Here is a 25693-nt window from a genome sequence, read left to right as displayed (position 1 = left end):
CCGTGTGGGCGACTGTAGGGTTTTCCGTTTTCTTGTGAGGGATGACCATGTCTTTTGTTTCTTCTGTTTTTCCGTCTGCCACGATTTTGGGGTACCCGCGTATTGGGGACCGCCGCCAGCTCAAGCGTGCGTTGGAGTCGTTGTGGGCGGGTCGGTCCAATGCGGATGAGTTCGCTGCCACAACCCACCAATTACGGGCTGCCACCCGGGAACGGTTAGCGGCCCGCGGGTTGGGGCGCGATGACTCCTCGATCCCGGAGTCGTTTAGTTGGTATGACCAGGTTCTTGATGCGGCCGTGACGTTTGGGGTGATCCCAGACCGGTTCCGTTCGTTGGATTGGTCGGGGGACCTGGTTGGTGCGTACAGCACGGTGGCGCGTGGTGTGGGTGATGATGCCCCGTTAGAGATGACGAAGTGGTTCAACACGAACTACCACTATTTGGTTCCGGAAGTAGATGAGTCCACCCCGTTTGTGTTGAACCCGACGTTGGTGACGTCGCTGGTCGACGAGGCCCGTGCGCAGGGTTTTGTCACCCGCCCAACGATTGTTGGTCCGGTGACGTTCTTGGCGCTGTCCAAAGCTGCGACTTCCGCTTCCACGGGTTTTGACCCGTTGTCACGCCTGGACGAGTTGGTGGGTGTGTACGTGGAGTTGCTGGCGGTTCTCGTTGAGCGTGGTGTGCAATGGGTTCAGTTGGATGAGCCTGCGTTGGTGTCAGAGAACTTGTCAGTGGATGCGACCGCATTAGAGCAAGCGTTTGTGGCCGCTTATGCGCGTTTGACGTCTGCCGATGCGCGCCCCAACATCCTAGTGACCGCCCCGTTTGCGTCGTTGGGTGCGTTGGCAGAACCTGTGCTGAACTCAGGTGTTGAAGCCGTTGCGGTGGACCTCGTACACGGTGACCTTCCTGCGGCAGTCCCAGACGGGGTGACACTTGTTGCTGGCGTGGTCAATGGTCGCAACGTGTGGCGGTGTGACCTAGATCAGGCTCGGCGTGTGCTTGAAGGAGTACACGCGGGTTCAGTGGCAGTATCAACGTCCACGAGTTTGCAGCATGTTCCACACACTGTTGCCGACGAACCAACACTGGACCCCACACTAGCGTCATGGTTGGCGTTCGCTGACGAAAAGATCAGCGAGGTTGTCACCTTAGCGCGAGGTCTCACCCAAGGATGGGATGCGGTGGCATCCGAGCTCGACGATGCGCGAACCGTGTTAGCCGCCCGGGCGGCAGCCCCTGGGGTGACCGTGCCGCACGTGCGGGAACGGGTTGCGGGAATCACCCATGCTGACCTGGCTCGAACCACCATCGATGGAAAACGCGCATCGATAGCCTCACGGGTCGCGCAACAGCAGGAACGACTTCAACTTCCTCCACTGCCGACCACAACAATTGGGTCCTTCCCACAAACAGCAGATATTCGCCGGGCACGCGCCCAGTGGACACGCGGTGACCTCACTGACGCGGACTACCAGGTGCAGATGCGCACCGAAATCGAACGTGTCATCCGCTTGCAGGAAGACCTGGGTCTTGACGTTCTTGTCCATGGCGAAGCGGAACGCAACGACATGGTGCAGTACTTCGCAGAACACCTCGATGGTTTCGTCGTCACCGAAAACGGGTGGGTACAGTCCTACGGTTCGCGGTGCACTCGCCCATCCATCCAGTGGGGCGACGTCTCCCGCCCAGCTCCCATCACCACACAATGGGCAACCTACGCCCAGTCACTGACTCCCAAACCCGTCAAAGGGATGCTCACCGGACCAGTGACGATCATGGCATGGTCCTTCATCCGTGAAGACCTTCCACTCGCAGAAACAGCGAAACAAATTGGTCTGGCACTCCGTGACGAAGTGGGTGACCTGGAAGCAGCAAACATTGCGGTCATCCAAGTGGACGAACCAGCACTCCGCGAACTCCTCCCCTTGAAAAAGGCTGACCACAAAGACTACCTCGACTGGTCTGTGTCCTCCTTCCGCCTTGCCACCACAGGTGTGCGCCCCGACACCCAAATCCACACCCACCTGTGCTACTCCGAGTTCAACGACATCATCGATGCCATTGACCACCTTGGGGCAGACGTCACCTCCATTGAGGCGGCCCGCTCACGCATGGAAGTCCTGGGGGCGCTCGCCGTTTCCGGGTTTGGGCGCGGGGTTGGCCCGGGGATCTATGACATCCACTCACCCCGAGTCCCCTCCGTCGAAGAATTGGCGGAACTCCTTGACCTTGCGGTGCGTTCGGTTCGCCCAGAGTTGCTGTGGGTGAACCCTGATTGCGGGTTGAAAACCCGCGGATATGACGAAACAGTGGCGTCGTTACGCAACCTTGTTCAAGCAGCCCACGACGTGCGAGCACATGTGGCAGTGACCGCGTAACCACAGGAACGACAACTGACCTGGGCGAGCCCGGTCACCAGAACGGGGTGTGCGGCAACTGGCCGCACACCCCGTTTGTCACCCGCGCATCGTTAAGCAGATGCCACTGAACCGCGCTGGACGGTCGCCGGTGTCACCGCAGGCCGAACCCGGCGCTGCACAGCTTTCCCCACCTCAATGACGAGGAACACCCCCGCAGCAATTGCGAAGGTCATCAACCACCGGTCAAGCGGCAACGGTGTGGACCCAAACCAGGTGTTCATCGCAGGCAAGAGCGTGTACAACAGTTGCACCGCAATCAACGTGAGCGCCGCAACCCACACTGCACGGTTTCCTTTGACAAGATCCCAGGTCACACTGGACCGATGCAGGAACCGGCAGTTGAGAAGGTACGCAAGTTGAGCAAAAGCAAGGATCATCACCGCCGTGGTCTGGGTGACATCTTCAGCTGATCCGCGGGCCTGCTCCACCCACACAACCGCGAGGGTCACCCCACCAATGAGGAGCGACACTAACCCCACATGAAGCAACGCACCTGCAGTGAGGACGCCTTCCTTCGGGTCGCGTGGGGCACGGTCCATCAGCCCTGCCTCAGCAGGTTCGTACGCCAACGCAAGGGACAGTGTGACCGCCGTGATCATGTTGATCCACAGAATCTGTGCAGGTGTCAGAGGTAGGGCCGCACCCACAAGCACCGCAAACAAGATCACCAGCGACTGGGCACCATTGGTGGGAAGCAGGAAAATCACGGACTTGCGGATGTTGTCAAAGATCCGCCGCCCTTCTTCCACGGCCCGTTCAATGGTGGCGAAGTTGTCATCCGCCAAAACAATGTCAGCGGCTTCCTTCGTGGCTTCAGTCCCTTTGATGCCCATCGCGACACCAACATCGGCACGTTGTAATGCCGGGGCGTCGTTGACGCCGTCACCGGTCATGGCCACCGTGTCGCCGTTATGCTGCAAGGCCCGCACGATCCTCAGTTTGTGTTCTGGGCTTGTGCGCGCAAAGACGCGGACATGTCGGACCGTGTCTTGAAGTTCGTCGTCCGATTGTCGATCAACGTCCGCGCCGGTGAGGAGCGTTGTGGTCCCGTCATCGTTGCGCGCAACAATACCTAATTCCTGCGCAATGGAGTGGGCTGTTTTTGCGTGGTCTCCGGTGATCATGATGACGGTGATCCCGGCGCGTTGACATTGCTCGATGGCGTCGATCGCTTCCGGGCGGGCTGGGTCGACAATCCCGACAAGTCCGAGGAAGGTGAGGTCGTTAACGTCGTCGAGTCGGAGCGTGGTGCGGTGCTCTTCGCGGCGCCGGTGGGCAACCGCGAGCACCCGCAACCCGCGGGCTGCTAGTTCGTCAATTCGGTCTTCCCACCAGGCACGGTCAAGGGGCTCTTCCTCGCCGTGATCACCGATGTGCTGGGTGGAACGATCCAGGAGCCGATCCGGCGCACCAGCAACGTGAAGGACCTGTTCATCAAGATCGGGGAGGTGATCAAGGGTTGCCGCAAACTTGTGGGAGGACTCAAAGGGAACTGAGGCGGTCCGGGCAAATTCTTGGGGTGCCCCCGCCTTCATTGTGAGGACCCTCATACCGCCGTCGGTGGGTTGCCCCACCAGTGTCCATTGGTCGTGTGCGTGTTGCACAGTGGAGTCGTTGGCTGCCGATGCGGCGCACACAAGCCGCCACAGGTCCCCGTGGTCTTCAGGGTCCACTGCTTGCCCGTCACGCTGGATGGTTCCCGTTGGTGCGTAGCCTTCACCGGTGACCGTGTACTGGTTAGTCCTGGTCACAACAGCACGGGCAGTCATCTCGTTTTTTGTGAGGGTACCTGTTTTGTCTGAACAGATCACTGACACGGATCCGAGTGCCTCCACAGAGGTGAGTTTCCGTGTGATTGCGTTGCGGCGAGCCATGATTTGCACACCTAAGGCCAGGGTGATGGCAACGAGTGCGGGGAGCCCTTCAGGGATAGCCGCGACAGCGAACCCAATGGTTGCTGAGAGGAGTTCTGCACCGGTGAAACCATGGATAAGTCCGCCAATGATGACCATGATGACAGCCATCACTCCCACGATCATGGCGATCCGGGTGCCGAGGACCCCTAACTGTCGTGTGAGTGGGGTTTCGGTGCTGTCCGTGTCGGACATGAGTTCCTGAATTTTTCCGATCTCGCTGCGTAACCCTGTTGCTGTCACCTCGGCGACTGCGGTGCCTGTTGTGACCAGGGTTCCGGAGTGGAGCATGTTGGTGCGGTCACCGATGGGTGCGTCGTCGGGGACTGGGCCAGGGGTTTTCTCGACTGCGTCGGATTCACCGGTGAGGATCGATTCGTCAACGAGGAGGCTAGTGGCGTCCAGGACGCGAAGGTCGGCGGGGATTCGGTCACCAGAGCGCACTCGGACAATGTCGCCGGGGACAAGCTGTTCGGCGGGGATTTTTTGCCATTGGCTGTCGCGCAGGACTTGGGCGTCCAGTGCGAGCATCTGTTTGATGGAGTCCAGGGCTTTTTCTGCTCGCCCTTCTTGGATCATCCCGATCCCAACGTTCACGGTCGCGACAATGAAAATGACGGTGAAGTCGATCCAGTCGCCCATCCACGCTTTGATGACTGCTGCAACGAATAGCAGGATGACAAGAACATCGCCCAGGTGCCCGAGTAGCCGCCGGAAAAACCCGTCGCGTGGTGCGGTGGGGGTGGAGTTGGGGCCGTAGGTGTCGAGGGCCTGTGCTGCTTGGTCGTGCGTGAGTCCTGTGGTGGGGTCGGTGGTTGTCATGGTCTCCTCAAGGCAAATCGGTGATGCCCTCAGTGGTTGTGTGTCTGGTTCCAGCACACCAGTAATGGAGAGGCACGGCAACAGATGAAAGTCCTCAGCGGGAACCATTTCCGCTGGCAGACCGGGGTCGATCACGAGCGTGTCGGTACGGTTGTCCGGTTATTTCCAGCTGTGCACATCCTCCGGTAGAGTGTCGGTACCACCCCGCCGGTGGGTCCGCCATGAGTTTTTGGAGTTCCCGTGTCCCCGTCACCGTTGACGCCGCCCTCGCCTGGGCAACCGCGTGTGTCGCGCCGAACGGTGTTGATCGGTGGGGCACTTGCATTAGGGGCGTCATCGTTGGGTGCCGCAGGGTTGTGGTGGCCGCGAAGTGGCCCCACATTTGCGACCCTCGCGGAGAAACCACTTCACGCTCACACTGTTGCTTTCTTGACTGACACGGCACGGGTTGCGGTCAGCGATCCTTCTGAGGTGATTCCGGGCACTCGCGTTGCGATGAACGCGCACAACCCTGCCGAGTTGGTGGCCCGGGAAGCGCAGTGGTTGGCTTCGTTGGCACCGTGGACTCGCGACTCAGCCCACGCTGATCTCATCCGTGACGCTTACCTGGACATGTTTGTGCTCAGTGAAGGGCTTGAGGCTCCGGTCGCTGGGTGGACACCTCTGTGGCGTTATGTGTGGCCCCGCGACACGGCGCATATTGCTGTGGCCTTTGCTGCTGCGGGTGATGTGAACCGTGCGCAGCGGGCGTTAGATTTTTTGGCCCGGGTGCCGCGCACTGCCCGCGGTTGGTTTGAGGCTCGCTATACCTTGGATGCACGGGGGGCCCCGGACGACCGTGCGCCCCAGTTTGACGGGTTGGGGTGGACGGCGTGGGCGTTGGGGTGGATCACCGAGCATGGGTTCACTCAGCCGCTTGCTGACGGTTCGGATCCGACTCTTACGGTGGGTGAAACAGCCGATGTGCGCCCGTGGGCTCGTTCACGGGGCGAGTTTGTACGCCGGTATGAGCCGCTTATACATCGGCTCACCGCGACGTTGCTTCATGGTGTGCATATCACTAACGGGCAGGTCCCGGTGTCGTCGGACTATTGGGAGATTCGTGAGAACACGGTGACACTTGGGACGGTCGCTCCCACGTTGGCTGGCCTGCAACATCTTGCTGTGCTCCATGCCGAGTTGGGGGATAAGGCACGGGCACGCGAGTGCGCGCGTGCCGCCGAAACTGTTGCCCAGTATGTGGTCAGCGCTTTTGGGTCGCGCGGTTATCCGCGCCGCGCGGACGGGTATACCGTGGATTGTGCGATTCCGTTTCTTTGCCCGCCGTACACGCGGGCCTGCCCTGACCCGACGGGGGTTGGTGAGGCACTTGTGCGGGCAGGTGAGGTGCTGCGTCAACCTGCTGGCGGGTTAACCCCTGGGGAAGATTGGCACCGTGATGGGGTGTCATGGACTCCGGAGACGGCTGTTTTTGCCTTGGTGGAAGCGCATCTTCCTACTCTCGATGCGCGAACACGTGCAGTAGACCGGTTGACGTGGCTGGGCCGTCACCGGACCTCAACCGGTACTTTGACGGAAAAGGTCCTGTCGGACGGTTCCCCCTCTGCGGTCGCTCCCTTGGCGTGGACTGCTGCAACAGTCGCGTTAACCACTCACGCGTTGTCGGTGGTGTCACCAGTGGTGGATGTTCCCCTGTAAACTGCTCACGCACGAACCGTGAGAAAAGAAACCGAGGGGCGTTGACAATGGTGGACACCGCGTTTGTTATTGCTGGTTCAGAGGCGTCGGGCGGCGCAGGTATTCAGGCTGACCTGAAAACTTTCCAGGCACTAGACGTGTACGGTATTGGCGCGTTGACCTGCATTGTGTCCTTCGATCCGGCACACAACTGGGCACACCGCTTTGTTCCCGTGGACCCTCAGGTTATTGCGGACCAAATTGAGGCAGCAACCTCCGTGCACACACTGCGCACGGTGAAGATTGGGATGCTGGGGACACCAGCAACAATCGACACGGTCGCTGAGGCGTTGTCCGCCCAACCGTGGGATCACATCGTTCTTGATCCTGTACTGATCTGTAAGGGGCAAGAACCAGGCGCGGCACTGGACACGGACACCGCATTGCGGGAGAAGATTGTGCCTCGTGCAACCGTTGTGACCCCAAACCATTTTGAAGCGCTCACCTTGTCCGGGATGGACACCATCGACACTGTTGATGACCTCATCGAAGCAGCGCGCCGCATCCACGCGTTAGGCCCAGCGTACGTGGTTGTGAAGGGTGGGGTTGAACTTCCTGGTGAGTACGCAGTCGATGTCCTGTTCGACGGAACTGACGTCACTATTTTCTCTGAACCGAAAATTGGTGAGGAACGCGTGTCCGGTGCGGGGTGCACTTTCGCTGCTGCGATCACGGCGGAACTTGCTAAAGGGCAACCCATCACAGACGCCGTCCGAGTCGCAAAAGACCTTGTCACGCAGGGTATCAAGCACCGCGTAGAATCAAACGCACCGTTTGCGTCAGTCTGGCAAGGCGCGCTGTAACAACCTCCGACGATTAGGCTGGAACTATGACAGGCCACCGCATCAACGTCACTCTGTCGACCGCCTCTGTGTTTCCACGTCGCGCCCATTTCGCGTTTGAGCTGGCCGCGCGGCTGGGATACGACGGCGTCGAAGTCATGGTGTGGTCAGAGTCTGTCACTCAGGACCCCGTCAAACTTCTCAACCTTTCCCAGCACTACAACGTTCCCATCACCTCTATTCACGCACCATCACTTGTTGTGTCACAAAGCGTGTGGGGGGTCAGGCCCGCCCATAAGCTGGAAAAAGCCGTGCACCTGGCAGAGCAGGTGGGCGCAGGGACGGTTGTTGTTCACCCACCCTTCGCGTGGCAATCGAAGTACGCGGATACTTTCGCTGACCACGTTGCTGCGCTCTCTGGCGCTACGGGGATAACGATCGCGGTGGAGAACATGTACCCGTGGCGGTCCAAACGCAAGGACCACATCGCCTACTTGCCACATTGGGACTTGCTCACCCAACACTACCCAGCCGTCACTGTGGATTTATCTCACGCAGGGGCTGCAGGGCAAAATTCCCTGGATCTTGTCCGGCAGTTAGGTGACACCGTACGGCACATTCACATGGCTGATTCCTCTGGTTCTTCCAAGGATGAGCACCTTGTCCCTGGTGTGGGTGTGCAACCGTGCCGGGAAGTCATTGAACATCTTGTCCAGCAACATTGGCACGGTGATATCGCCGTGGAAATTGGGACCAGGAAGGCTGATAACGCCGCCCACCGTGTGGCTATGGTTCGAGAAGCACTAGAGTTCACACGCGCAGCAATCGCCGGTGCCCCAACACCGGTCCCGGTGGTGTCGTTGGAAGAGCACGCGAACGAACGCCCCACCGATGCTTGGTAGGGCAACGCCACGACGAAATGATTGCTTCTCACGCATGTGAGAGACTTCACGCGACGTGCGGAAATAGGTGTGTACCCGGATAGGTTAATTCTGTGAGAGAACACGAAGCAGGTGCTTCGTGCCACCGCACAAAGGGGTTCCACATGAGTGTCACCATCGGGTACATCGTCGGGTCGTTGTCGAGCGCATCGATCAACCGTCAAGTTCTCAACGCTCTAATCGCGTTGGCTCCACAAGACGTCACCTTCACCGAAATCAGCATTGACGCGCTTCCGTTGTACTCACCAGACCATGACGCGGACATGCCACCGGTGGCACGGAACCTCAAAGCGGGCGTGGAAGATGCTGATGTTGTGATTGTTGCGACTCCGCAGTACAACGATTCCTACTCTGGGGTAGCGAAGAACGCGATCGACTGGGCTTCGCGCCCCTGGGGTCAGCATTCCTTCGCTGGCAAACCCACAGCGGTGACCACGGCGTCCATTGCCCCACACGGTGGCGCAAAAGCCGGTGCCTTGTTGCGCGACATCCTTGAATTCGGGACGGCTAACGTCATGGAACGTCAGCTGAACGTGCACGTCGGTGAGGGAACCTTCGATGAGAACGGTCACCCTGCATCGGAAGAACTTCGTGCCGAGTTTGAGCAGTTCCTTGACGCTGTCATCACGCACGCAGCCGCACAACCCGCGACTGTGTAAGTCCGCGCTTAAGCCGGTTCTGTTGCGAAGATGTCGGATGCGAGGTGCTGGACGATGCGCACATCTGCTTCCAGCCACGGCACGGTGAGGAACCGCGTGGCTGGGAGCCAGAGCAACTCGTCATGTTCGATGAGTGGAAGTGGTGTTCCTTCCACAACACGAGCGAGCCACAGGCGCATGTCGTGACGTTCCGTGATGGTCCAGGCACCCCTGTCGGGGCCAGGAACTTCCCGGCCTAACTCAACAACCACGCCCAGTTCCTCACACAGTTCGCGGTGCAGCGCTTGAGTCGGGGTCTCCCCGGGGTCAACTTTGCCCCCAGGGAACTCCCACTGACCTGCTAACTCTTTGGGACGTTGCCGCCGCGCAGCAAGCATTTGCGTTGGTGCACTGAGATCATCGACGATCGCAGCCGCAACAACAAGCTTGCGTGGCACTGTCTGTATGGGTGATGTCACCGCATCATGCATGCGGTGATCACTTGTCGTTGTCGCTCTGGATTCCTGCAGCACGAGCCCACTGAACGGCATCTGCCCGGGTGGACACGCCAATCTTGCGGTACACGCTCCGCACTTGAGATTTCACCGTATTGCGAGTCACGAACAACTTGGACGCGATCTGCTCCAGGGTGACATCTTCACGCAGGTTCGCCAAGACGATGCGCTCACGCCGTGTGAGGTCTTTAGCCTTGACGTCTGAGTCCAGTTCCTGATTGATTGATTCGATTGTGCTCATGGTGTTCCTCCTATTTTTCGCCGGCGCCCAGTCTTGCAACTGGAGCCCCCTCCGGTGACGAGCGCACGTCCTGAGCGGCTGTACCCTCACTAGGAATCATGGCCCAGATTTTTCACCCATCATCAGGTATGTTCATACATCGGCGTGCATATCGAGTTAATAAGTCTTTTTTGCACTCATTTAGGGGGGCACTTTCGCCCCCCGGTGTGATGCAAGTCACACTCAGATTTGCGTCATAATTGACGTCGCTTCACCCGTTGAGACAGAAATTGAACACTCAACAATCACCGGTTCTGCCAGGAAATCACCCGCTCAAGGGCTTCCCTCATCACCTCAGGTCGGTTAGCGAAACTCAAACGAATCCAATCACGTCCCGCTTCAGAATCAAAATCGACCCCGGGCGTCATCGCTACATCCGCCTCCACCAACAACCGTTCACACCACGTCACCGAATCCAACCCCGAACCAGACACATCCGCATACAGATAGAACGCACCATCAGCCGGAGCCACCCGCGACCACCCCAACCGCCCACACCCATCAAGCACCACCTCACGCGACAGCCGATACATCTCCACATCCACCTGCGCCGCCGCATACCCCTGCTCCGACAACGCAGCCACCGCAGCAAATTGCGACAACGCCGGCGGACACAACGACACATTCCCCGCCAGCGCATCAGCAGTAGCCACCATGTCCTGTGGCAACACCAACCACCCGATCCGCCACCCCGTCATCGCCCAATACTTCGAAAACGACGACACCGTGATCGCACCCATATCCCGGAACCCAGCGGCCGTCACCACCGGCTGAGACTCCTCAAACACCACCCCGTGATAGATCTCATCACTCACCAACCTCACCCCATGCGAGGCACACCACGCCACTATTGCCTGAAACTCCAGCGGATCAATAATCGTCCCCGTCGGATTCGCCGGAGACGCAATCACCACACCCGCAAGAGGAGAACGCCGGTGCGCCTCATCCAACTGGGCGACAGTGGGCTGAAACCGCGTACCCAACCCACACGGCAACTCCACCACCTCAATACCCAACGACACCAAAATATTGCGATACGCCGGATATCCAGGCCGCGCTACCGCCACCCGATCGCCCACATCAAAAGCAGCAAGAAAAGCAAGCACAAACCCGCCCGAAGATCCCGTTGTGATCGCAACGCACTGCGGATCCACCTCAACGCCGTACCACCGGGCATAATGGGCAGCCAACGCCTCGCGAAGCTGCGGCACACCCAACGACTGGGTATACCCCAAATCGCCAGACTCAAGAACCCGAGCCGCCTCCTGCCGTACCACAGCGCTCGCCCCAGCAGCAGGCTCCCCCGCACACAAATTAATCACCGGGTGCCCGCCAGCATGACGCTCCCGCGCCTGCGCAATAATCTGCATGACCGAAAACGGCGGCACCTGCGAACGACGAGACACCTTCATGCCTGCTCCCATCAACCGAGCACGCCACGCTCCCGCATCGCACGTGCTAACGCATCCCCATCAGGACCAACAACAAACACCGTTTCCACCGCTGGAGATTCCACGGACTCCTCCGCAGCCTTATTCGCATAAGTCGCCGTCGGTAACCCGTGGGCCAACACCGCCTCACTAAACGTCAATTGGCGAATCGCGATCGCCGCAACATGCTGCGGCAACTCCGTAGCAAAATCCCGATAAATCACTGGATCATGCTGGCCATCATCACCCACCAAATACCACTTCACCGCAGGGAAATCCTGCGCCAATCGCCGCAACGACCGTTCCTTATGCTCCCGCCCCGACCGAAAAATCCCCGTGTTCGTCGGACCAAAATCAGTCATCAACATCGGACCATGCGGAAACCCATGATGGGCGAAAAACCGTAGCATCGTCGGAACCACATTCCACGCCCCCGTCGACAAATAAAACACCGGGAAATCCTCATGGTGAGAACCCAACTGGCGGTACAACCGTGCCATTCCCGGAACTGCAGTCCGCGCATCTTCATGCAGAATGAAGGAATTCCATATCGCCAACAACGGCCGCGGCAATGACGTCACAATGGCCGTGTCATCAATGTCAGACACCAACCCCACCGACGTGCCCGACCCGAGAACCCGCACCCCTAACGTGGCCTGACCACCATGGGCAGTCGTCATCACCGCCTCGTGCCACCCCGCTTCTGCGCGGCTAGGAATGACCACATCGATGTAGCCACCCGGATCAGAACGCACCAAATACCGGTGACCGGCAACCTCCACCGTCACCGTGACACCAGGAGCCTGCACGGTAAAGAAGTTTCGCCACCCACGCATCGCCCGCAACGCTTCAGCGCGACCCGGAACAGAGGTGCGCCGCAACAACACCCTGCGCTTAGGCGACAACATCACCCGCGCTAACACGCGAACCCAGCCGGCGTCCTGCCCTTCCCACGCGGGAAGCACCTCGCCCTGCTCTGACACACGGCGATACTGCGCATGATCAGGACTCGTCTTACTCACCACATCGGGGGCAGCGCCGTACCCAACAAACGGTTCAATACGTTCACGCCACCCAAGACGACGGAAAACATGGGAAGACCACCGCACAATGCGCACCTCAGCCCGGCGCGCCCAATACGGTTTACTCGTGGGCTGACGACGACCAGAAGAAATCGGCCCAACAGAAACCACCACTACCCCTTGCCCACGGTTTGGATCAGGAACTCCACAAGCCCATCAGTTGCTGTTTCGACCTGTTCCAAACACACCTGAAAGTCTTTCATCCCCCCGTACCAGGGATCGGCCACATCAAGAAGAAACTCATCGTGAAACGACACAGCAGCCGGGGCAAACGGGTCAAACGACCGGAACATACGAATATGATCAGTTGCTTCTGGAACCCCAGAAATATCACCCAACCGACGAATCGCACGAGCATGCGCAGTGGTCATCGCAAGAATGAGGTCGTTCCCCACAACATCCTCACCCTCCAACTGCCGGGCACGATGCTCAATAATCCTCGAACTGTCATAACCCGCCGCAGCAAGAGTGCGCCGCGCCCGATGATCAATCGGGTTCCCCGCTTCTTCATCGCTGATTCCCGTCGAATCAACAACCACCGTATGCGCAAGGCCAACCCGCTCAAGCTTCGACTCCAGAACGAACTGCGCCATGGGTGACCTGCAAATATTGCCTGTACACACCATCATTACCCGGTACACGCCCGCTCCTCATTCCTCGCAGCCACAGTCAATGCCAATGTAGCAGGGCACCTCACGAAAGGACTGTTAACTCCGATGTTCGCGCCACCGCCCAGTCCACCAGCACCCACCGTCCCCCAGTCCACTCCATCGTGGCGGTGAACTCTGACGAGTACCCAATCTTGCCCTCTTCAGCATGCGCTGTCACATCCAAAGGAAACGTGATTTGCGGTCGATCACCCGACATCGCAAACCGCGGGATCCCCCAAAAACGCACCTCAAGCACACCCGTTGACCGGTAAGACACCCCATCAATCGTGGCCCACACACCATCACGGTCCGTTTGCGGAACCAACGCCCCCACCACCGTTGACTCCCCCGCCACACCATCAGCCACATGGTCATCAAGGTCAGCCCACAACCGATCAGACAACACCGCTCTCAACGGCCGGTAGTACGCAAGTTCATCCCCCTGACGCCGCCCATGCAACGGCGTCACACTCGCCTGCACACGCGCCACACTATTTGCTGCAGCCCCAACAACCTCCAGCACAGACTGGTCATAATGCCGGCGAAACACAGATGGCACCACAACCTTGTCGAGTGCAGCCTCAAGCCGAGCCTGCCGCGGCCACGTTTCAATACCCACATACGGCACAAACACAGGACTCACGATGTGCTTGTCCTCAGGCTGTGAACCATCCGCCTCGGCGGGGTCCGCTGCCGAAGGGTCCGGCTGAGATGTTCCAGACTCGGATAGAGATGTCCCGCTCTGCTCCGGGTCAGATCCACCCGTGGCGGCACACGCGGTCACACTGGTCACTACACACGCCACAACGCAGCACAGCCACACACGCCACTGACGCGCCCGCAGAGGAGAAACACGACAATGCTCAACAGAGAAAAAACGGGGGTGCGGAACTTTCTTCATCACAACGGTGCGATCAGTCCCAATGCGCCAACGACAAGGATTCACGAGCGGGGTCAATCGAAATCAACCATCCGACAGACCCTCGCCGTGACACCGTCACAGACTCATAGCGGGTGACCGTTTCCCAGGCCCAAATCCGTGAGTTGTACTGCGTCACTTCCTGCGGGTAGGTGTACCACAAAGACAGCTTCGCTGAATACGTCAAACTTAACGACGCCGGATCTAATTCGAACTTCTCAGCCGTCGGGGTCCACGTGAATTTCTCCACGTCCGACAAAGGAACCTCTAACTCACCTGGTTGGTTCGGGCACTCTTTGCCAGCCAAGGTCGTCAGGCACTGATCAAGAATGTCCTGAGCAACCCTGCGTGCGTCATCTTCCAGCGCCTTCGTCGGTCGCTCAGCAAGTGTCACCGCGTGTGAATCATCCTGCACCCCAGCAAGGAACGTTTGGGTCTCACCATAATCAAAGTAACGCCCACGCTGTGGCCCATCAACTGCATACATTCCCGGCAAAATTGTTTGCGTGATCTCCCCTGCAGTTGTGGACTGCACCTCACCGCCATTAATGACCGCAGTTCGAGAACTCACACCAGCACGCTCGGACGTCAAGGTAATAGTCACTGGGCGTTCTAACCCGGCGTCAAGCACCCATCGGTCAAGAATGCCACCAGCAGTCGGGTCCTTGTGGAGTGAAAACTCCACCGTGTACGGCAAACCATCCTGAGTAACCTTCGCCGTCACCAGTGCCGATGATCCTTCTTCCTCAGTGTCAACAATCGAGAAGTCGGTGGGACGGCCAGAAATATGGCGATAGTTCCGCAGCGCCTGCCGAGCTAACGAATCCGCGTCCTTGGTTGTCGACGCTGACAACTCCAACGCCCGTCGGGCGTCCCCCTCAACCAGCGCATCAAGGTAGTCACTGACCACAGCAGTAGGACTGAGCAGCGCAGACCGCAACACAAAAATGCCACCCAACAGCGCCGCAATCGCAACCAAACCAATCACCGCAGCCGCCCACGGCGTACGCACCGACCGGGCCGCAGACACCCCATTATCAGACGCAGCAACAGGCTCAGTAGCAGGATCACTGACCATCGGAAGATCCTGCGTGGGCGCATCACTCACCGCACCCGGTGCTGGAATCACAAACTGAGGCACACCCATCGGAGGAGAATCAACAACAGTCTCCGGGGCATCGGTACGCACCTTCACCGCGTTCAACGCAGACCGCGCAAGAGTGTCATCAGCGATATCCGGTGACTCCGGGGCACGTCGAACTGGCACAGTGTCCTCGTCCACGCCATCAGGTGGCATGAACGCCTGATATCGGGGGTGGTGATCCAAAGCAGACATGATGGAAATCTCGAGCCTCAGGGGGAGAAGTACTAGCCTGATCAGGGTATCGGCGAACGAGCCGCCTGTGGCCCAAACGTGGAGGTCTCCCCATGCACCCCCCGTGGCCGGTATGTCACACAACCACACCAGGGCACAACAAAAGTGGAGACCCATCAAGGATCTCCACCTGTCACTGTGCGTGTGGGGGGACTTGAACCCCCACGCCCTTGCGGGCACTGGCACCTGAAGCCAGCGCGTCTGCCATTCCGCCACACACGCTCGAACTGTCAGAACTTTACCACGCTCGCCCACACCTTTCCGCATCACCCAACAGCAGTGAGGCGCAAGTAACATACAACGTAACGATCCTTGCTCGTTTGGTGGAGTTCTTCCACAGGTTGTGCGCGTAAGCGCGAACACCGCGTAGGCTTCTGTCAGACTGCTATCACACCGATGATCGGCGACACCCGCGAAAGGAGGGACCGATGAGTTTCCTCGACAAGTTCGAGCAGCGCGTTGAACGCGCAGTCAACAGCACCTTCTCAAAGGTGTTCCGATCTGACATCAAACCCGTCGACCTAGCCACTGCGCTGCGCCGCGAGGTCGACGACCGCGCTGCAGTATTCGACCGTTCCCGCACAGTCGTCCCCAACGACTTCACCATCGAACTGTCCCAAGCAGACTTTGAACAAGTCGAAAGCTGGGGCGCTGAAATGCTCGCAGACGAACTTGCCGTCAACGTCACCGAGTACGCCGCCTCACAACACTATGCGTTCGTCGGGCCAGTGGTCGTGAGCTTCGAACTCACCGAAGGCCTCGAAACCGGGCACTTCACCGTCCGCTCCTCCACCCTACGAGGAAATGTCGCCCCCGGTCCCGCCGACCCACGCAGCTCACGCCACCCCCTCCTTGACATCGACGGGCAACGCTACCTCCTCACCGGTCCAGTCACCATCATTGGCCGAGGCTCAGAAGCAGACATTGTCGTCGATGACCCCGGAGTGTCCCGGCGGCACCTGGAAATTTCGGTCACCCCACAAGGAGTGATCGCAACTGACCTCGGGTCCACTAACGGCCTCTACGTCGAAGGCCACCAAGTACCCGCCGCCACCTTGCTCGATGGAAACTCCTTAACCATCGGTCGGACACGCATCATGTTTTGGTCAGGTGTGACCGATGATTCCTCTCGTGGAGACAGGTGACCGCACAACATGAGCGCACTTACGATGACCCTGCTACGGCTGGGATTCCTTGTTCTGCTATGGGCATTTGTCTACTTTGTTGTCCGAGTGTTGCGCTCTGACCTGTACGGAACCCGCATCCCCACATCCCCCGCGGCAGTTCCCGCCGCAACCGCCCCTGTGACCCCCACCCCAACCCGCCGAAAAACTGCAGGACCCACACGGCTCGTTGTCACCTCAGGACCCCTCTCGGGCACCACAATCCCACTGGGTTCCTCCGCCATCCTCATTGGACGCTCACCAAGTTGCACACTCGTCCTCGAAGACGACTATTCGTCCTCACGGCACGCCCGCGTGTTTCCCCAGTCTGACGCCTGGTTTGTTGAAGACTTAGGGTCAACGAACGGAACATTCATGGGCAAGGAGAAAGTCACAGGACCGACACCTCTGCCCACGGGAAAACCAGTTCGGGTGGGACAGAGCACGATCGAACTGCAAAGGTGAGTCCGTGACAATTGCATTGAGGTACTCCACACGCTCCGACGTGGGTCTCGTGCGTGCCAACAACCAGGACTCAGCGTTCGCAGGAGAACGCCTCCTCTTGGTCGCCGACGGTATGGGGGGACACGCAGGCGGTGATGTTGCATCGGCGCTGTGTGTCGCCTCCATCGCTCCCCTCAACAACGAACCAGTAGACACATCCTCCATGCTGGAACGGTTAGGCGAAGCAGTCGAACGTGCGCGCATCGACCTGGTCACCCAAGCTCGCGATCACCGCTCACTTGCTGGCATGGGCACCACCGTCACCGCTCTCCTTCTTGGCGAAAATAAACTCGCCATGGCACACATGGGCGACTCCCGCGGCTACCTCCTGCGTGACGGTCGACTCACCCAAGTCACCAAAGACCACACCTTCGTTCAACACCTTGTCGACGCCGGAAAAATCACACCCGACGAAGCAGAAACACACCCACAACGCTCCGTCGTTATGCGCGTACTCGGAGACTTCGAACTCGACCTCGTCCCCGACCTCTCCATCCGAGAAGCCCGCCCCGGAGACCGGTGGCTCCTGTGCTCAGATGGGCTCTCCGGGTTCGTCAGGTTCGAAACCATGGAACAAACACTGCGAGACGTCCAAGACATCGAACTCTGCTCCGAATACCTCATTCAACTCGCACTGCGCGGTGGAGGCAGCGACAACATCACCTGCGTTGTCGCGGACATCTACGACACAGACGCACCTGACAGCCCCCTGCCCGACCGAGACCTTCCCGCAGCCATCGCCGTCGGCTCCATCGCCTACGGTGAAGACCTTCCTGCAGCCCTCGACGAGGGCGGCGCATCATCAGAGAGCAAGCAACTCCTCACCGAAGCCCACGACGCCGTGGTCGCCGTCATCGAACGCGCAGAAGCGATACGCCGCGGTGACGCCGAACCTGACACCCACACCGGGTCACTCCAGCTCAGCGACACTGACCTCGCCGCAATCACAGACGACTCCCCCACCGGCGCGCGATCCGCCGACTCCGGTGAAGACGTCGACATCGATGACGTCATGGTTCCCGCCCAACCACGGCGACGTGGAGCTGTACGCACCCTCATCAACACATTCCTCATCCTCGCGCTCCTCGCCTCAGCTGGCTACGGCGCTTACTGGTGGGGATCGCACCAATACTTTGTTGGCTCCTACAACGGGAAAGTCGCCATCTTCAACGGATTCCCGCAATCAGTAGGGCCGATTCACCTATCGTCAGTGATCGACGTCTCTGACGTCCCAGTCAACGAACTGAGCGCGTTTGAAGCAGGGAAAGTCCACTCCACCGTCAGAGCACAATCACTGGATGACGCCAAAGCGCGCGTCGAAGAACTCGCACAGTCGATCACACCAGCACCAGAGGCGGGCACCAACCCTGACACCACCACGGAGCCGGACACACCCCAACCCGACTCCACAACTGAACCTTCCAGCAGCACCGACACGAAGGCACCAGCCACCAGCGAAGGGAGCTGACCAGTGAGCATCGACACGCCACAGGTACGCACTCGCCGTGGCAGCGAACTTTTCCTTGTTCTTGTTGCCCTCGGAATCGGCGTAGCCGCGTACACAATCATCGGTTTTGCGCTCAACGACGCCATCCCAGCCGGGATCATTCCGTTCATTGCGGCCATGGGCGGGCTCGGGGTGGGACTCCACCTTGTGATCCGAAAATTTGCTCCCTACGCAGACCCACTCATTTTCCCGCTCGCCTTTGTTCTCAACAACATTGGCTTGGCCATGATTTTCCGTATTGACCAGGCCACCGACGCAACACTCGCCACCAAACAGCTGGGATGGACAGCGTTAGGTATCCTCGCAGCAGCGATCGTCCTCATCGTGGTCCGAGACCACCGCATCCTCCGTCGCTACATATATGTCACGATGCTTGCGGCCCTCATCATTGCGATGATGCCATTGATGCCGGGAATTGGAAGCAGAATCAACGGCGCCCAAATCTGGATCAACATCGGGCCGTTCTCCCTTCAACCAGCTGAGTTCTCCAAGATCATGCTCGCGATCTTCTTCGCTGGCTACCTCGTCGAAAACCGAGACCGGCTTGCACTCGGCGGACCCAAAGTGTGGGGTATCCACCTCCCCCGAATGCGCGACTTTGGTCCAATCATCCTCGTGTGGGCTGTCTCCATTGTCATTCTCGTCATGCAACGCGACCTGGGAACCTCCCTGCTGTTCTTTGGTTTGTTCGTTGCCATGCTCTACATCGCCACCGAACGAGTCAGCTGGATTCTCATCGGTTTAGGCATGTTCAGTGTGGGTGTCGTGGCCGCACTCAGCCAATTTGGTCACGTCCGAGCCCGCTTCGCAGCGTGGCTCAACGCACTGGACAACGAAATTTTCAACCAAGCCGTCGGAGGTTCCGGGCAACTCGTACGCGGAATGTTTGGCATGGCGTCAGGTGGACTCACCGGAACCGGCCTCGGCGAAGGACGCCCCTGGATTGTTCCCTACTCCTACTCCGATTTCATTTACGCCTCACTCGGCGAAGAACTCGGCCTCATGGGGTTGTTCGCCATCCTGTTGGTGTACATGCTGTTTGTGCAACGTGGCTTTCGGGTCGCACTAGGCACCCGAGATGGGTTCGGAAAACTCCTCGCCTCCGGGTTGGCTTTCGTCATTGCATGGCAACTCTTTGTGGTCATCGGTGGTGTCACTCGACTCATCCCGCTGACAGGTTTAACCACACCCTTTGTTGCTTACGGCGGATCGTCCCTCCTCGCCAACTGGGTGATTGTGGCACTCCTGCTGCGGATTTCAGACAATGCACGGCGCCCCTCCCCACTCCCCTTGCGTGGCGCATCGTCAGTGGACGACCTGCCAGTCAGGAAACGCTCGGTTGCCAACAACTCCGACACGGTTGAGGCAGTAGACCCACACGACCGTGCCGCGCAAGATACACAGCACGTGCAGTGGATGCAACAACTCGATCAAGCAGGAACCCAACTGATTTCCACCCAACCACCGCCAACACCGGGCACCTCCTCGCCACAACCTGAGCACACAAGCCCCGCCGACCACGACACTCATCGACCGTCCACTGCAGCATCAGGATTTCCTGTAGTCACACCTGTCGAAATCCCGGTGGTACCCCCTCAACCCAACGACTCCCAAGCAACTCAACACATCGACCAGACAAGGAGGGATGACGCGTGAATAAACCGATCCGCCGAGTATCCGTCATCGCTCTCGTCTTGTTCTTGTCCCTGTTTGCGTCATCCACGTGGATTTCCTTTGTGCAAGCACCGGAACTGAACGCCGATTCCCGCAACGTCCGGTCGCTGTACCGTGAATTTGGGACAAACCGCGGCGCAATCATTGTCGCAGGAGAGGAAATCGCGTCCACCGAACCAATCGACGACGCGTTCAAATACCAGCGAACCTACCCCCAAGGCGAACTCTACGCACCTATCACCGGGTTCTACTCCGTGGTGTACGGGCGAACCGGCATCGAACTAGCAGCAAACGAATACCTCAACGGGTCCTCGGACTCTCTTGCCTGGGCCCGCCTGGAAAATCTCATCACCGGTGAGGACCCACAGGGGTCCGCAGTGGAACTCACAATCAACCCGGTAGCCCAGCAAGCCGCGTGGGACGCGCTGGGAGGGCAACGCGGGGCCGCCGTGGCACTAGACCCCACCACAGGGGCTATCCTCGCCATGGTGTCATCCCCGTCGTTTGACCCCAATACGATGGCCACTCACTCCAGTGCTGATGTCCGAGCGTCCTACAACTCGCTGCTAGAAGATCCCGACAAGCCACTTATTAACCGCACGATTGCTGGCGACACATATCCACCAGGATCGGTGTTCAAACTCGTGACAGCTGCAGCAGCGTTGGAAAATGGTTACACGGAAGACAGCGCGATCGAAGCGCCTGTGACCTACCGGTTACCTGGTACGCAAACTGATCTACCAAACTTTGGTGGGGCGTCCTGCACCAGCGGCGACACCATGCCGCTTGCCGATGCACTGAAAATTTCCTGCAACACCTCCTTCGCGATCCTGGGCAATGAACTGGGGCAACAGAAGATCTCCGACCAGGCGGAAGCCTTCGGGTTTGGTGACAGCATTCGCGTCCCCATGACTGTGACCGCTTCGCGGTACCCAGAAAACGAGAACGACGCTCAGACCGCACTGTCAGCTATTGGGCAGCAAGATGTTCGAGTCACCCCACTGCAGGTTGCAATGGTGACATCTGCGATCGCCAATGGTGGCGAACTGATGACCCCATACCTCATTGACCAGGTACGAAACCCTGACTTATCGGTCATGTCGACCACGTCACCACAGCGCTACGGAACACCAATTTCGCAGAGCACAGCTGACCAACTGACTCGCATGATGACCTCTGTGGTTCGCGATGGAACGGGGAAAGCCGCCCAAATTTCCGGGGTCGATGTGGCAGGGAAAACCGGAACTGCCGAAACTGGTGGGGACTCGTCCGCTCACGCCTGGTTCACGGCATTCGCCCCGGCAGACAACCCACAAGTCGTTGTGGCTGTCGTTGTCGAAAATGGTGGTTCCGCTGGTTCTGAGGCGACCGGAGGTGCGGTCGCGGCCCCCATTGCCCGCCACATCATGGAGGCGGTGATTTCCCAGTGAAGGCCGCACCAGGGGTAGCGTTTAACAACCGTTACCGGCTCGTGCGCCAGATCGCGGTCGGCGGCATGGGCGAAGTGTGGGTAGCTCGCGACGAGTCACTCGCACGAGACATTGCCGTGAAGGTGCTCAAACCGGAGTTCGTGGGAAACCCAGACTTCTTGGCACGTTTCCGCACTGAAGCCCGCAACGCTGCGTCGCTGTCCCACGCGAACATCGCTCAGTTGTATGACTACGGCGAACAGGGCGGCTCCGCGTACTTAGTCATGGAACTTGTCGGCGGCGAACCCATGTCTGACTTGTTAGAGCGTGAACCTGTTCTGCCTGCTGCCCGTCTTTTGTCGATCCTCGCCCAAACGGCGCGGGCACTGCACGCTGCACATGTGGGTGGGGTCGTTCACCGCGACATTAAACCTGGCAACATTTTGTTGGAGCACACCGGAGAAGTAAAAATCACCGACTTTGGGGTGTCATTAGCCGCAAATCAAATCCCCATGACTGCTGCTGGGATGGTGATGGGAACAGCCCAGTATTTGTCGCCAGAGCAGGCTGTTGGCCGGCCAGCGACCGGGGCATCGGATATTTATGCTCTGGGGATTGTTGCCTACGAAGCAGTTGCAGGGAACCGTCCATTCACGGGGAAGACCCCGGTTGATATTGCGGTCGCGCATGTCAATGAGGCGGTGCCCCCACTTCCGAAGAATGTGCACCCAGATTTGGTAGCCATCATTATGAAGATGCTGGCCAAGGATCCGTTGGAGCGCCCACGGTCGGGCGCCGCACTTGCCCACACGTTTGAGGATATTGCCCGCACTATTGCGGACAACCCGTGGCCGGTGGGGAAGAAACCCGATCATCTTGCGTTGGATCCGACACGTCATCACGTCATTGAGGACACCGGTCCTCAGATTCTCCGCCGTCCCCCACACAGTGCACCGTCAGTTGATCACACTGGCCCGCGACCTGAGCGTGCTGTCGCTCCGTCCTCTCCGTTCACGGACGGGGGCCCTGGTAGCGTTCCAGCGCGCGCTACTCCTCAGAGTCGGCCGGCTGCTGGAGCAGGGGTGGACTCCCCGATCACTCCAGTTGGTTCTTCGTCCGCCCCGGCTGGTGCGTCGCATCGGCGTCCCGGTCAACGCGACGCAAGCGGTGGGGGGCAACGAGGTCCGTCGTCCTCAAATTCGCGGCGAGCCCACCAGGCGGCAAAGCTCAACGCACAAGCCCAGTCGGCACAGTCAGCTCCGGCATCATCTCGCCCTCGTCTGAATCCTGCGGACTATGACGAGTTGGGTGCTACCCGTCCGCGTGGTCAACTCTCTGATTTGCGGAACGCCCGAATCAACGATGCGCGGGCGGCGGCCCGCACCGCAGGCTCTGCCTCGGCTGGGTCTGGCAGCGGTCGCATTCCGCACGCACAGTCGGGGGGACTTGGTGGTTCTTCGTCCCGGCCGTCTCGTGTTCCACCTGGTTCTCAAGGTTTGTTGGATCGGGTGCGTAGTCTTGGGTGGTTCACGTTGGGGCTCATCACAGTGGTGGCTCTCATCATGTTGGCCACGCTGATCAAGGGTTTGGTGAGTCCAGGTGCCTCCACAACAGGTTCTGCTGACCATGTTCCTTACTGGACGCGCCCAGTAGAATTCATTTCAGCATTGCCGACATCGCAACATGACGATTCTCTTGGTGGCTCTTTTGGTGTCACCCTCACAGGTAAGGACGTGCAGTGGTAAACCCCGCCCCCCGCACTCTGGCGGGACGATACGAGGTAGGCGAGCTCATTGGCCGCGGCGGTATGGCCGAGGTCCACATTGGGCGCGATAATCGTCTCGGTCGGACCGTCGCGATTAAGATTTTGCGTTCTGACCTGGCTCGTGACCCATCGTTCCAAGCCCGTTTTCGCCGTGAAGCTCAGGCTGCGGCGTCATTGAACCACCCTGCGATTGTGGCTGTGTATGACACAGGTGAGGACACGTCAGCTGAGTCTGGTGGCGGTGTTGCGCACGTGCCGTTCATTGTCATGGAGTACGTAGAGGGTCACACGGTTCGTGACATTTTGCGTGACGGCGCGGCCGTGCCCATCGATGAGGCGATCGAAATTACTGCTGGTGTGTTGTCTGCACTGGAGTATTCGCACCATGCGGGCATTGTCCACCGTGACATTAAGCCCGCGAACGTGATGCTCACGTCAACGGGTGCAGTCAAGGTCATGGACTTTGGTATTGCGCGGGCGTTGGCGGATTCGTCAGCGATGACGCAAACGCAGGCGGTGATTGGTACTGCCCAGTATTTGTCGCCTGAGCAGGCACGTGGTGAGACAGTCGACACGCGTTCTGACCTGTATTCCACGGGATGTTTGCTGTATGAACTGTTGACTGGGCGCCCACCTTTTGTGGGTGATTCTCCTGTTGCGGTGGCGTATCAGCATGTTCGTGAGGAGCCTGTTCCACCGAGCAAGGTTGCGCAGGATGTTCCTGCGGTGCTGGATTCTATTGTGTTACGGGCATTGGCGAAGAACCGGGATGACCGGTTTGCTACGGCCGCTGAGTTCCGTGCTGCGTTAGAAGCCGCGGCCCGTGGGGAGACGGTTGCTGCAACGCAGGCGTTTGGTGCTGTTCCTCCTGCCGATGCGCAAGCAACCCAGGTTCTTTCTCCTGCGGCTGCTGCAACCCAGGTGTTTGGTTCTCCGGTTCCACCGGCCCAGAACCCTGCCCCGTGGCAGACCACCCCACAGGGTGGTGTGCTTGATGTGGAGGATGACGAGGAAGAAACCAATAACAGGCGGAAGATCATTTGGACGCTTGTGGTGGTCGCTGTTATTGCTGTGCTTGCCATCATTGGCTTCTCGTTGTTGGGTGGGGGTGGCAACAAGGACGCAGAGCCTGTCACCATGCCTGATTTGACGGGAATGACAGTTGAGGAAGCACGAACGGAACTGACTGAAGCTGGTTTCACGAAGTCTCCGCTGGTGGCCACTGAGAAGTCCTCCGAGATTGAGGAGGGTGTGTTCATTCGTTCGAACCCTCCCGCCAATGAAGAGGTTGACCCTGCCACTGAGGTGGAGTTGTGGTTCTCTGCTGGTCCTGATGCGACGTCTGTCCCTGACGTTCAAGGGATGTCCCAGGATCAGGCAATCAATGCGTTGGAGAGCGCTGGCCTTGATGTGTCTGGCGGTGCTACATCCGAGCATTCAAAGGACATTCCTAAGGGTGATGTCACCCGGACTGACCCGGCTGCCGGGACGTCCCTGGAACGTGGCGCTTCGGTGAAATTGTTCATCTCTGATGGGCAGGTTGAGGTCCCTGATGTGACCCCGATGAACCTAGAGGAAGCGAAAGCGAAACTCACTGAACTCGGGTTGCGTGTTGAAACCGTTGAAGAAGAAAGCGAAGACGCTGAGAAAGGAACGATCCTCAAGCAATCACCTGGACCAGGTGCTGTTGACCAGGGAAGCACCATCACCTTGACCATTGCGAAGAAGGTGGAAATCCAACAGGTGACGGTGCCTAGCCTCACTGGTTGGGACCGTGCGTCGGCTGAAGGGGAACTCTTCCGGCTTGGTTTGATTCCTCGCGTGGAAGAAGTCTTTGACAATGGTGTGCCAGCTGGCCAGGTGATGCGCACAGAACCTGATGCTGGTCAACAACGCGATGTTGGTAGTGAAGTGAAAGTCATTGTGTCCAAGGGCCCCGAAAACCAGAACCCCGGAAACGGTGATGAGGGTGATGGTGGTTGGGGAAATGGAGACCAGGGCGGAGAGGATGACGACTAGTCACCAGGTCTTGTCCTGATTCCTTCGCCCACGGCATACATGAGGGCGGTGCACCACTAGGTGCACCGCCCTTGCTGTTGTGTGGAGAAATCAGCCCGTTCCCTGGCTCTGCCGGGTACGTGTGTTCAGAAGCGGATTGGGGGGG

The 25693-nt window shown here is 59.0% G+C and carries 20 protein-coding genes and 1 tRNA gene; 12 read left to right on the top strand and 9 right to left on the bottom strand.

Annotated features, from left to right (window positions below):
* Positions 1-47 precede the first annotated feature (47 nt).
* On the top strand, positions 48-2381 hold the full coding sequence (gene metE, locus JDEN_RS00960) for a 5-methyltetrahydropteroyltriglutamate--homocysteine S-methyltransferase (RefSeq protein WP_015770492.1): 2334 nt from the start codon (positions 48-50) through the stop codon (positions 2379-2381).
* A 92-nt stretch (positions 2382-2473) separates the two neighbouring features.
* Here metE and JDEN_RS00955 read toward each other — a convergent pair whose 3' ends face one another.
* Positions 2474-5158, bottom strand: a complete 2685-nt coding sequence (locus JDEN_RS00955; RefSeq protein WP_169304082.1) for a cation-translocating P-type ATPase — start codon at positions 5156-5158, stop codon at positions 2474-2476.
* Positions 5159-5398: 240 nt separating this feature from the next.
* On the opposite strand from JDEN_RS00955, the gene JDEN_RS00950 reads away from it, so the two are divergent.
* From JDEN_RS00950 to JDEN_RS00935, 4 genes are all read left to right on the top strand, one after another.
* The gene (locus tag JDEN_RS00950; protein WP_012805966.1) at positions 5399-6856 is read left to right on the top strand and encodes a hypothetical protein; all 1458 of its coding nucleotides are present in this window, start codon (positions 5399-5401) and stop codon (positions 6854-6856) included.
* 47 nt (positions 6857-6903) lie between these two features.
* The gene (thiD, locus tag JDEN_RS00945) at positions 6904-7698 is read left to right on the top strand and encodes a bifunctional hydroxymethylpyrimidine kinase/phosphomethylpyrimidine kinase (protein ID WP_012805965.1); all 795 of its coding nucleotides are present in this window, start codon (positions 6904-6906) and stop codon (positions 7696-7698) included.
* Between the two features lie 26 nt (positions 7699-7724).
* Positions 7725-8579, top strand: coding sequence for a sugar phosphate isomerase/epimerase family protein (locus JDEN_RS00940; protein ID WP_012805964.1), 855 nt, complete (start codon positions 7725-7727; stop codon positions 8577-8579).
* A 143-nt stretch (positions 8580-8722) separates the two neighbouring features.
* Positions 8723-9277, top strand: a complete 555-nt coding sequence (locus JDEN_RS00935) for an NADPH-dependent FMN reductase (RefSeq protein WP_012805963.1) — start codon at positions 8723-8725, stop codon at positions 9275-9277.
* Positions 9278-9285: 8 nt separating this feature from the next.
* On the opposite strand, the gene JDEN_RS00930 is transcribed toward JDEN_RS00935, so the two are convergent.
* From JDEN_RS00930 to JDEN_RS00895, 8 genes are all read right to left on the bottom strand, one after another.
* Entirely contained in the window at positions 9286-9747 is a 462-nt protein-coding gene (locus tag JDEN_RS00930) for a (deoxy)nucleoside triphosphate pyrophosphohydrolase (protein ID WP_012805962.1), read from the bottom strand.
* A gap of 7 nt (positions 9748-9754) precedes the next feature.
* Positions 9755-10012, bottom strand: coding sequence for a helix-turn-helix domain-containing protein (locus JDEN_RS00925; protein ID WP_012805961.1), 258 nt, complete (start codon positions 10010-10012; stop codon positions 9755-9757).
* A gap of 284 nt (positions 10013-10296) precedes the next feature.
* Positions 10297-11463, bottom strand: a complete 1167-nt coding sequence (locus JDEN_RS00920; RefSeq protein ID WP_012805960.1) for a pyridoxal phosphate-dependent aminotransferase — start codon at positions 11461-11463, stop codon at positions 10297-10299.
* A gap of 11 nt (positions 11464-11474) precedes the next feature.
* On the bottom strand, positions 11475-12677 hold the full coding sequence (locus JDEN_RS00915; RefSeq protein ID WP_049754384.1) for an App1 family protein: 1203 nt from the start codon (positions 12675-12677) through the stop codon (positions 11475-11477).
* A complete protein-coding gene (locus tag JDEN_RS00910) occupies positions 12677-13192 on the bottom strand; it encodes a low molecular weight protein-tyrosine-phosphatase (protein ID WP_041287759.1) in 516 nt (171 codons plus the stop codon). Before JDEN_RS00910 ends, JDEN_RS00915 begins: the two co-directional genes overlap by 1 nt.
* A gap of 64 nt (positions 13193-13256) precedes the next feature.
* The gene (locus tag JDEN_RS00905; protein ID WP_143713208.1) at positions 13257-13856 is read right to left on the bottom strand and encodes a hypothetical protein; all 600 of its coding nucleotides are present in this window, start codon (positions 13854-13856) and stop codon (positions 13257-13259) included.
* Between the two features lie 271 nt (positions 13857-14127).
* Positions 14128-15468: a hypothetical protein gene (locus JDEN_RS00900; protein ID WP_088585190.1), complete on the bottom strand. Its 1341-nt coding sequence runs from the start codon at positions 15466-15468 to the stop codon at positions 14128-14130.
* Positions 15469-15646: 178 nt separating this feature from the next.
* Positions 15647-15729, bottom strand: a tRNA-Leu gene (locus JDEN_RS00895).
* 206 nt (positions 15730-15935) lie between these two features.
* On the opposite strand from JDEN_RS00895, the gene JDEN_RS00890 reads away from it, so the two are divergent.
* The 7 genes from JDEN_RS00890 to pknB are packed head-to-tail and all read left to right on the top strand — an operon-like array spanning position 15936 to position 25548.
* Complete coding sequence (locus JDEN_RS00890; RefSeq protein WP_012805955.1) at positions 15936-16652, top strand: FhaA domain-containing protein; 717 nt, start codon at positions 15936-15938, stop codon at positions 16650-16652.
* A 9-nt stretch (positions 16653-16661) separates the two neighbouring features.
* Positions 16662-17135 (top strand): FHA domain-containing protein FhaB/FipA, encoded by a 474-nt coding sequence (locus JDEN_RS00885; protein ID WP_041287756.1) that lies wholly within the window; start codon positions 16662-16664, stop codon positions 17133-17135.
* A 4-nt stretch (positions 17136-17139) separates the two neighbouring features.
* A complete protein-coding gene (locus JDEN_RS00880; protein ID WP_012805953.1) occupies positions 17140-18642 on the top strand; it encodes a PP2C family protein-serine/threonine phosphatase in 1503 nt (500 codons plus the stop codon).
* Between the two features lie 3 nt (positions 18643-18645).
* Positions 18646-20337, top strand: a complete 1692-nt coding sequence (locus JDEN_RS00875) for an FtsW/RodA/SpoVE family cell cycle protein (RefSeq protein WP_012805952.1) — start codon at positions 18646-18648, stop codon at positions 20335-20337.
* The gene (locus JDEN_RS00870; protein WP_012805951.1) at positions 20334-21785 is read left to right on the top strand and encodes a peptidoglycan D,D-transpeptidase FtsI family protein; all 1452 of its coding nucleotides are present in this window, start codon (positions 20334-20336) and stop codon (positions 21783-21785) included. Before JDEN_RS00875 ends, JDEN_RS00870 begins: the two co-directional genes overlap by 4 nt.
* Positions 21782-23509: a serine/threonine-protein kinase gene (locus JDEN_RS13315; protein ID WP_012805950.1), complete on the top strand. Its 1728-nt coding sequence runs from the start codon at positions 21782-21784 to the stop codon at positions 23507-23509. The genes JDEN_RS00870 and JDEN_RS13315 overlap by 4 nt, the downstream gene beginning before the upstream one ends.
* Positions 23503-25548, top strand: coding sequence for a Stk1 family PASTA domain-containing Ser/Thr kinase (gene pknB / locus JDEN_RS00860; RefSeq protein WP_012805949.1), 2046 nt, complete (start codon positions 23503-23505; stop codon positions 25546-25548). The genes JDEN_RS13315 and pknB overlap by 7 nt, the downstream gene beginning before the upstream one ends.
* Positions 25549-25693: the final 145 nt, after the last annotated feature.

The sequence above is a fragment of the Jonesia denitrificans DSM 20603 genome (assembly GCF_000024065.1).
Classification (GTDB): domain Bacteria; phylum Actinomycetota; class Actinomycetes; order Actinomycetales; family Cellulomonadaceae; genus Jonesia; species Jonesia denitrificans.
This window is presented reverse-complemented; position numbering and strand designations above follow the sequence as displayed.

What these genes read in the sequence shown, in the direction of transcription:
- metE (WP_015770492.1), top strand. Translation starts at nt 48, where the DNA reads ATGTCTTTTGTTTCTTCTGTTTTTCCGTCTGCCACGATTTTGGGGTAC.
- JDEN_RS00955 (WP_169304082.1), bottom strand. Translation starts at nt 5,158, where the DNA reads ATGACAACCACCGACCCCACCACAGGACTCACGCACGACCAAGCAGCA.
- thiD (WP_012805965.1), top strand. Translation starts at nt 6,904, where the DNA reads ATGGTGGACACCGCGTTTGTTATTGCTGGTTCAGAGGCGTCGGGCGGC.
- JDEN_RS00940 (WP_012805964.1), top strand. Translation starts at nt 7,725, where the DNA reads ATGACAGGCCACCGCATCAACGTCACTCTGTCGACCGCCTCTGTGTTT.
- JDEN_RS00935 (WP_012805963.1), top strand. Translation starts at nt 8,723, where the DNA reads ATGAGTGTCACCATCGGGTACATCGTCGGGTCGTTGTCGAGCGCATCG.
- JDEN_RS00930 (WP_012805962.1), bottom strand. Translation starts at nt 9,747, where the DNA reads ATGCATGATGCGGTGACATCACCCATACAGACAGTGCCACGCAAGCTT.
- JDEN_RS00925 (WP_012805961.1), bottom strand. Translation starts at nt 10,012, where the DNA reads ATGAGCACAATCGAATCAATCAATCAGGAACTGGACTCAGACGTCAAG.
- JDEN_RS00920 (WP_012805960.1), bottom strand. Translation starts at nt 11,463, where the DNA reads ATGAAGGTGTCTCGTCGTTCGCAGGTGCCGCCGTTTTCGGTCATGCAG.
- JDEN_RS00910 (WP_041287759.1), bottom strand. Translation starts at nt 13,192, where the DNA reads ATGATGGTGTGTACAGGCAATATTTGCAGGTCACCCATGGCGCAGTTC.
- JDEN_RS00900 (WP_088585190.1), bottom strand. Translation starts at nt 15,468, where the DNA reads ATGTCTGCTTTGGATCACCACCCCCGATATCAGGCGTTCATGCCACCT.
- JDEN_RS00890 (WP_012805955.1), top strand. Translation starts at nt 15,936, where the DNA reads ATGAGTTTCCTCGACAAGTTCGAGCAGCGCGTTGAACGCGCAGTCAAC.
- JDEN_RS00885 (WP_041287756.1), top strand. Translation starts at nt 16,662, where the DNA reads ATGAGCGCACTTACGATGACCCTGCTACGGCTGGGATTCCTTGTTCTG.